The following is an 8,685-nucleotide window of genomic DNA, read 5'->3' as shown; positions in this document are numbered from 1 at the left end:
GACGGATTCTCTGTCCGTCACACCACCCCGGCCGCGACCCCTGCGCCTACCAGCGGCCCATGTAGGTGAACGACCTGTAGTGGTCGAACGTGACGTAGACCCGGCCCGTCCGGCTGTTGCGTATGATCCGCCGCGCGTTGCGCGAACTCCGTGCCGAGTCGTAGTAGTCGATGTCGTACTCCACGTAGGGGGACGTTCTGCCGTTGCCGGTCGAAAAGGCGTTGCGCGGTGATTCTCCCCCGGCCTGCTCCAGGCCGGCGAGCGCCCCGGTCCAGTCGTGGAACGTACCGCCGTAGTACACGAACCGGGTGCCCTGGCCGGGGTGCCAGTACCCGAACCACTGGTTTCCGAACGATGCCGCAGGCCATCCATGGCCTGCCCAGTTGTCCAGGTGGTAGTAGCTCCGCCCCTGGGACCAGTCCACTTGGTTGAAGTCGATGGAGTGGTTGGCCCAGAAGTCCGCCGCCTCAACCGCGGCATTCCATTCTGCGCGGCTTATGCCCGGATAAGGGGAGTTGCAGGTTTGGGTGCAGGCGCCCGGTACCGGCTGGGCGACTGCGGTGCCGGACTCGGCGACCACGCCGCCCACGAGGGCGAGCAGCACGCTCGCGACGGTCAGGGTCCTGCGGCGGCCCCGGAGCCGGGGCTTCGTGCGGTGTTCCGTGGAAGGCGCGGACGCCGGTGTGCGGGAGGAGAGCAACTCTTACTCCTTGACTCGTGCTCGGTTGCCGGATGGCCGTCGGCGCTCCATGACTGCGGGACCGGCCGACCACACGACCCACGATGGCGACCCGAAAGTTGATGCTCACCCCCCTCTCATCAGGGAATTCAATTCCGCGAGGCGCCCCGGGTTGATTCGCCGGCCCCTCCCTTGGCTGTCATCAAGGCCACATCCCGGGAGAACCGCGTGACGTCTGATCGGCGTGGAACGTATGTTGACTTTCGTTTTGTCGTCTTTGGAAGTTGCGTGGAAGTGGGTGGGCGCGTGGGACGTCCGGAGAGACCGGTGGATTCGACGGCCGGTCCGGTGCAGTGGCTCGCCCAGGAGCTGCGGGAACTGCGGAAGGCCGCCGGCGGCCCGTCGTACCGGGCCATGGCCGATGCGGCGGGATTCTCCGCGGCAACGTTGTCAAAGGCAGCCGCCGGCGAGCGGCTGCCCTCGCTCGCCGTGGTCCAGGGGTATGTGCGGGCGTGTGGGGGCGATCCGGCGCAGTGGGAGCCGCGGTGGAAGGAGGTGGAGAGCGAGGTCGCGGGGCAGCCACGGGACGACGAGGACGCGGTGTCGCCGTACCGAGGTCTCGCCCGGTTCGAGCCGGCCGACTGTGAGCTGTTCTTCGGACGGGACCCGCTGGTCCGGAAACTCGGTCAGCTGGTGCACGAGCATCGGTTCGCGGTGGTCTTCGGCGCGTCGGGCAGCGGCAAGTCGTCGTTGCTGCGGGCCGGGCTCATTCCGCGGCTGCGGGAGGAGATCGCGCGCCGGGGGCGGTCGGCGACACTGCGCGTGCTCACTCCGGGGCCCCGGCCGGCCGAGACCTACGGGCACCTGCTGACCCCGGCGGACGGCGAGCCGGAGAGTTGGGTGATCGTGGACCAGTTCGAGGAGGTCTTCACCCTCTGCCGGGACAAGGCGGAGCGGGGCCGCTTCATCAACCTGCTGCTCGCCGCCCGGGGCGAGGACAGCCGGCTCAGAGTGCTCATCGCCGTACGCGCCGACTTCTATGCCCGTTGTGCCGAGCACCGGGAACTGGCGGACGCGTTGCACGGCGCCGGACTGCTGGTCGCGCCGATGACCGCCGACGAACTCCGGGACGTGGTGGTCAGGCCGGCTCAGACGGTCGGGCTCATCGTGGAGCGGGAGCTGACCGCGCGGATCGTCGAGGAGGTACTGGACGAGCCCGGCGGACTGCCGATGCTCTCGCACGCCCTGCTGGAGACATGGCGGCGCCGCCGCGGCCGGATGCTGACCCTGGCCGCATACCAGGCGGCGGGCGGGGTGCGGGGCGCGATCGCGGCGACCGCCGAGGAGACGTACGGGCAACTGTCCGAGGCGCAGAGGCGTGTCGCCCAGCAATTGCTGCTGCGGATGATCGAGCCGGGGCGGGACGTCCCCGACACCAGACGCCCGCTTACCGGGGCCGAACTCGACGAGTGGACGGACCCGGACGTGCGGGTCGTGCTGGAGCGGCTGGTCTGCGCCCGACTGCTGACCGTGGACGAGGACGGGGCGCAACTCGCCCACGAGGCACTGATCACCTGCTGGCCCCGGCTGCGCGACTGGATCGAGGAGAACAGGGGACGGCTACGGCACCACCGGCATCTGGCGGAGGCGGCCCGCGCCTGGCTGGAGCATGACCGCGATCCCGGGGCGCTGTACCGGGGCACCCAGCTGGCCCGTGCGGAGGAAGGGTTCGCGGACCACGAACGGGATTGCGGGCTGACCGTGGTGGAGCGGGAGTTCCTCACCGCGGCACTTCAGGCCCGCGAGGCGGAGCGCCTGGCCGCCGCCCGGCGCACTCGACGCTCCCGGCTCCTGGTCACGGCCCTGTCCGCGGTCCTGGCGGTGGCGTTGGTCGCCGGGCTGGCCGCATGGCAGCAGCACCGGGACGACGAGCAGCGGCGCACTGACGCGGCTGCCCGCCGCATCGCCGAGGTCGCTGACGCGCTGCGCACCACGGACCCGCACACGGCGATGCTGCTCGGTGTCGCCGCCTGGCGGGTCTCCCCGCTGCCCGAGGCCCGCCGCGCACTGCTCGGCTCGCTCGCCCAGCCCGAGACGGACGCCTTCGCCGATCCGACACCGGGGGGCGCCCCGCGACGGTTTCTCGCCGACTCCGGCCGTACGCTACTCAGCGTCGACGGCCGCACCTGGCGGACATGGGACGTCTCCACCCACCGGCGGACCGCCTCCGGGCGACTGCCGGACGGCTACGTGTCCGCGGCCGGTCCGGACGCGCGGGTGCTTGCCGTCAGCGAAGACGACGGGACGCGGCTGTGGGACACGGCCACCGGACAGTGGACCGGTGGCACCCCCCTGCCTCTCTCCTCCATCGTCAGCTTCGGCCCCGGCGGCGGCAGCCACCTGCTGGGCGGCATCGACGACGACCGCGTACGGCTGCGCTCCGACGCCGACGGCCGTGTGCTGTTCGAGACTCGGGCGGCCGGCCTGGTGGACGCGGCTGTCAGCGCCGACGACCGGCTGATGGCCGTCTGCCCCGCCGGGCGGGCCCCGCAGGTGTGGGACACCGGCCGTCGTCACACGCTGTCCGGCGACTGGGAGCGGGTCCGCGGCATCTGCGACGACCACCACGCCGTGCTGGTATTCGGCGGCGCCCGGTTCGCCACGGTCTCGAGCGCCGAGGTCCGCGTCTTCGACACCCGGTCGGGACGGCAGATCGCCGCCTTCGCCGACCGTGGCGTGGCATCCGCCGCCTTCAGCGCGGACGGGGCCTTCCTGGCAACCGTCGACCGCGAGGAAATCAGGATCTGGCGGCTCGCGGCCCAGGCCGCCCCTGTATTCCGCCACCCCCTCAACAACCAGTGGCTTGTCGACGCTCCCGCCTGGGACCCCGCCCGTCCCGTCCTGCGCTACCTCGAAGACGGCACCGTCCACTCTCTCGACGTCTCGACGGCCGTCACTCCCGCATGGCGCGATACTCCGCTGGACAACGCGTTGCTCAGCCCGGACGGCCACACGCTCGCCACCGCCGAACGCTCCGGCGAGCGCTACCGCTTCCAGCTGCGCGACACCCGCGACGGCCACCTGCTGCGCACGCTGCCGTCCATGCCCCTGCCTGTCTCCCGCGACCGTACGCTGCCGGTCGTACCGCGGGACACCATGTCGCTGATGGCGTTCAGTCCGGACGGCACCGCGTTGGCGTACGGGGTCTCCGCCCCCGGCCGGGAGGCCGCCCCCCAGCGCTTCACCGTCTGGGACCTCACCCGCGACCGCGCCCGAACCACGCTCGACCTGGCGACATCCCAAGCCGCCTCAGCGGCAGTCGTCCTCGCCCTCGGACCAGGTGGCCGCACTCTCTACGCCACCCGCACGCCGGCCATCGGCAAGCTGAGCGGCGAAGTGTGGGACACCGCCCACCATCGCAGAACGGCGGTTCTCCCCCCGGTCGGCAGCCACCTGACCGTCCGCCCCGACGGCCGCCTCCTCGTCGGTGACGACCAGGTTGCCCGCCTGCCGAGCGGGTCGGTGCAGGCGCACGGCCTCACCCAGGGCAGTGGGACCGCCGCCCTGGCCTTCAGTCCGGACGGCTCCCGCCTCGCGGTCGGCGACTTCACCGGCCGCGTAGCCCTGTGGGACAGCACACTGCGCCACCGTACCGGCATCCTGCGCAGCGTCTTCCCCACCCCACTCGGCGACACCCCCGAAGCCGTCAGTGCCCTCGCTTTCAGCCCTGACGGCGCCACTCTGGCCGTCGCGGGTGACGCGGGCACCGTCCAACTCTGGGACACCGCCACCCAGCAACCCCTCGGCGGACCCTTGACGACCCCCGGCGAAGGGGTCGACTCCCTGTCCTTCAGCCCCGACAGCACCACCCTGTACGTGGCCGGCGACCACGTCCCGCTCCAGCGGTACACGATCGACCCCGCTCGGGTCGTCACCCGTGTCTGCACCCGCGTCGGCACCGACCTGACCCGAACCCAGTGGCACGCGTACGCTCCAGAGATGCCCTACCGCCGCGTCTGCGGCTGACGCCCTCCCTGGGCAACTCTCTCACCGGACCCGGCTTGTTCGCCCGCCCCGGAGCTTGAGGGCCGGTCTCACTCCGTGACCAGCGCTCCTTCTCCAACCTCAACCACGAAACGGACAAGAGCTCACGTTCCGCACTCTCAATGCGCTGCCACGTGCCGGATGTGACCTGCACACGCTGCCTGAATGCGGGCTTGCCAGGCTGCCCTCAAGGGAGCATAGATTGGCTCCAGTTGATCGTCAGGGGGAGCGGTGGCAGGGCGGGACCTTCGAACGCTGTTCAGCTCGAACGACCGGAGCATCGCCGCCAGTGAGGCGTTCACGAACCGGCAGGCACAGTGGCAAGCGGTGACCGCCTGCCTCGCTGAGCACATACGGCACATGACCCGTGCGGACTTCGACGTGGAGGACCTGGAGGCTCCCCGCCGCAACATCCTGGTGTTCCACGGTGTGGGCGGTATCGGCAAGTCCACGCTCTCCCGCAAGATCGAGGCGTCGCTCGCCAGCAGCGAGCACCGTCCTGTGCAATGGGAATCGCCGTCGCACCCCGAGGAGCGGACGCTGCCGGTCCGCATCGACCTCGCGCGCGCTGCGGGCATGGACTTCGAGCGCGTCATCCTCACCATCCGACTTGCCGTCGCCGCGCTCGGCCGGCCGATGCCCGCCTTCGACCTCGCCCTGCGCCGCTACTGGGAGCACAACCACCCGGGCGAACCGATCGAGGACTACCTGCGCCGGGGTGGAATGCTGAGCCGCTTCAGTGCCGCTGCCGCCCTGCCGCAGCAGATGCAGTCGGCCCTCAGCGACGTGGCCCAGGCGCTGCTCCTGCCCGGCACCGTCGGGGGTGCGCTCGCGCACGGGGCTGGCGCGCTCATCAAGGCGTTACGTGAGCGGCGCCAGTCCGTACGCGCCCTCGCCGGCTGCTCCCGTCTGGCCGACCTCCTGGAAGCCGAGCCCGACCTGGACGCCCTCAGCTTCTACCCGCACCTGCTCGCCTGGGACCTGGCCCAGCTCCCGGCCGACAAAAGCGCAGTGCCCGTGATCCTGCTGGACACCTTCGAGGACACCGGCGACCGCACCCACCGTGACTTCGAGCGCCTGCTCCAGCGCGTCGTGTGGCTGATGCCCAACGTGTTCTTCGTCGTCACCGGACGCAACCGCCTTCAGTGGGCGGAGACGAGCCTGGAGGGGCAACTCGACTGGACCGGGCCGAACGCTTGGCCCAGCCTCGTCTCCGATGCAGCACATAGCGGGTCGGGTGTATCCGGCCGCCAGATCCTGATCGGCGACTTCTCCTCCGAAGACTGCGAGGACTATCTGGCCCGCAGGCTCAGCCGCGACGGGCAGCCGCTGATCGTCGAACCGGTCCGCCGGATCATCGCCGAGCGCTCCCACGGGCTACCCCTGTACCTGGACCTGTCGGTCATGCGCTACCTGGAACTTCGGCGCAGTGGCAGGCAGCCGCAGGTCACCGACTTCGACCACGACTTCCCCGCCCTGATCGCCCGTACCCTCAGCGACCTGACCGCCGAGGAACGCCACGTGCTCCGCTCGGTCAGCCTGCTCGACGCGTTCTCTGTTCCTCTGGCCACCCAGATCGCCGGCATGGACCACGACGCGCCCGCCCTACGGCTGACCGAGCGCCCCTTCATTCGGGAGTCCTCCTCCGGTGTGTGGCCCTTCCATGTCCATGACTTGATCCGCGCCGCTATTCGCAACGCGGACGACGGCAGTGACGACCGCTGGTCGGAGCAGGACTGGCAGCGCGCGGCCCAGCGTGCCTTCGGCGCCCTGGAATCGCAGTGGCGCCAGGACCTGCGACGCGACCGCGCCGTGCTGGTCGGCTGTCTCCAGCAAGGGCTACTCCTTGCACGGGACTTCCGTCTCGATCTCGGCTGGCTCGCCGATGCCGCATTCCAGTACGTAGGGGACTCCATCTGGGAACCGCTGGCACTTCCCGCCGCCGATGCCATGTCGTCGGGCGGCCTGCGGACTGCGGCGGACGCCCTGGTGGAAACGCTCAGCGCCATCGCCCGGCGCCAGCACGAACACCGTGAACGCACAGCCGGTCGGCTCTCCGCCGTCCTTGCATCGGAGCTGCTCCCGGATGACCTGGTAGAACTGGCCACGTATTACCTGGCGAAGGCCCAGCGGGACCTCGGCCTGACCGATGATTCGCGGCGCGGCATGCAGCGCGTCGCGTCCGCCGACGGTCGGCTCGCTTCCGCCGCTCGACGGGGCCTGGCACACCTGAGCCGACTGTCCGGAGATTTCCCTGCGGCGGTGGAAGCCGCAGGGAGGCTGGGCTGGGAAGGACGGCACCATCGGGTCCTGGGAGACGTGTGGTGGGTGCAGGGAGACATGGAGCGGGCGACCGCCGCCTACCTGGCAGCCAGGAGCGAGGCCGAAGAACACGGTGCGGCCGGCGAGACCGCCATGGTCCAGGCACATCTCGCCTTCGCCGTCTCCTTCGCCGACCCGCTCCGCGCCGACGATGAACTCGACCTGGCGGACCGGCTGCTGTCCCGCCTCAGCCTGCGCTCCAGCGAGATGACCGCTCGCATCGCCGCACTCGTACGCGACGCCGGGTTCGACGCAGACCTGCCCGACCGGGCGGCCGTCCTGCTCGCCGAAATCGGCGCCTCCGGCATTTCCTACGCCGCGGTGAAACTGCAACTGGCCCTGTGCTTCCACCACGCCGTCCTCGACGCCCAGGACGACCTCACCACCGCGATCACCCGCCTACGCGAACTCACGCAGAGCAGCGACTACGCCTACTACGTCGAAATCGCACACTTCATGGCCGGCCTTCCGTTCCCCGAGCACACCACGCGAGCACGTTGGATCGACGGAGAACGACAGACGCGCGAACGATGGCGGCACCTGGTTGAGACCCGTCGCAGTCGCCTCGGCACGACTCGTTAGGCCGCAACAGGCAACGTCGGCACGAAGCCAGTGACCCCACGGTGTCCGGGCGCCATCTGGGAGTCGACCCGCTCCCCATGCCCCCTCGAAACCACCGCACCCCAACGCCACTACGATCGCCGGTCATGGACTGGCTGGAGCGTGCCGCGAAGCTGAGGCAGTGGAGCAGAAGCGGGACCCGCGCTCCGCACAAGCCGCTGCTGTTCCTGTACGCGCTCGGGCGTTTCCAGCAGGACGCCGACGGTGAACTGCGGTACAGCGCGGTGGAGGACGACCTCAGACGGCTGCTGGCCGAGTACGGTCCGCCCAACAGAACGACGCCCGCCTACCCGTTCCACCATCTGGTGAGCGACGGCGCGTGGGAGGTGCGCACCGATCGCGGACCGGGCAGCCCCGGCAGTGGCGTGCGGGAGCTGCGGGAGGTCGGAGCTGCAGGGCGGCTGACGCCGGAACTACGGGCGGCGCTGCGGCGCGAGCCGTCGTTGGTCGGCCGGATGGCACGGGTCCTGCTCGACCTGAACTTCCCGCCCTCGCTCCACGGCGACCTGTGCGAAGCCGTCGGCCTGGAGCTGGAGCCGACGGAGAGCGAACAGTTCTCGGCCGTGCGCAGGCGGCGGGATCCCCGGATGCGGGAGCAGGTCCTGACGGCATACGAGTACCAGTGCGCCTTCTTCGGCTACGACGGCAGGATCGGCACGGTGCCGGTCGGGCTGGAGGCCGCGCACGTGCGCTGGTGGGCGTTCGACGGCCCTGACGACGTCGACAACGGCCTGTGCCTGTGCTCGCTGCACCACAAGCTCTTCGACAAGGGCGTCCTCGGCATCGGCGACAGCCACCGCATCCTGGTCTCGCAGCGCTTCGTCGGCCACAGCCCCGCCGCCCGCAAGCACGTCATAGCGCTCGCCGGCCGCCCGCTCATCGGACCTCAACCGGGTGCCAGCCCCGTCGCGGCGGTCCACCGCTCCTGGCACACCAGCCAGGTCTTCCACGGCAGCCCACGCCCCGCCACGGCCGCCTGATCGCCGAGCGTCGATCACGTGACCTGCTGGTAAGGAGTG

Annotated in this window: 4 protein-coding genes; 3 read left to right on the top strand and 1 reads right to left on the bottom strand. The window is 70.6% G+C overall.

Going from position 1 to position 8,685, the window contains the following annotated elements; genetic code table 11:
• Nucleotides 1-46: 46 nt before the first annotated feature.
• A complete protein-coding gene (locus ACFU3E_RS07530; protein WP_384153513.1) occupies nt 47-700 on the bottom strand; it encodes a hypothetical protein in 654 nt (217 codons plus the stop codon).
• A gap of 285 nt (nt 701-985) precedes the next feature.
• On the opposite strand from ACFU3E_RS07530, the gene ACFU3E_RS07525 reads away from it, so the two are divergent.
• From ACFU3E_RS07525 to ACFU3E_RS07515, 3 genes are all read left to right on the top strand, one after another.
• Nucleotides 986-4,705 (top strand): hypothetical protein, encoded by a 3,720-nt coding sequence (locus ACFU3E_RS07525; RefSeq protein ID WP_384153510.1) that lies wholly within the window; start codon nt 986-988, stop codon nt 4,703-4,705.
• A 249-nt stretch (nt 4,706-4,954) separates the two neighbouring features.
• Nucleotides 4,955-7,627, top strand: a complete 2,673-nt coding sequence (locus ACFU3E_RS07520) for an ATP/GTP-binding protein (protein WP_384153507.1) — start codon at nt 4,955-4,957, stop codon at nt 7,625-7,627.
• A 125-nt stretch (nt 7,628-7,752) separates the two neighbouring features.
• On the top strand, nt 7,753-8,646 hold the full coding sequence (locus ACFU3E_RS07515; RefSeq protein WP_384153504.1) for a phosphorothioated DNA-binding restriction endonuclease: 894 nt from the start codon (nt 7,753-7,755) through the stop codon (nt 8,644-8,646).
• Nucleotides 8,647-8,685 lie beyond the last annotated feature (39 nt).

This window comes from Streptomyces sp. NPDC057424, from assembly GCF_042803315.1.
Taxonomy (GTDB): domain Bacteria; phylum Actinomycetota; class Actinomycetes; order Streptomycetales; family Streptomycetaceae; genus Streptomyces.
Note: the sequence above shows the minus strand (reverse complement) of the source record. Positions and strands in the feature narration are given on the sequence as shown.

What these genes read in the sequence shown, in the direction of transcription:
- ACFU3E_RS07515 (WP_384153504.1), top strand. Translation starts at nt 7,753, where the DNA reads ATGGACTGGCTGGAGCGTGCCGCGAAGCTGAGGCAGTGGAGCAGAAGC.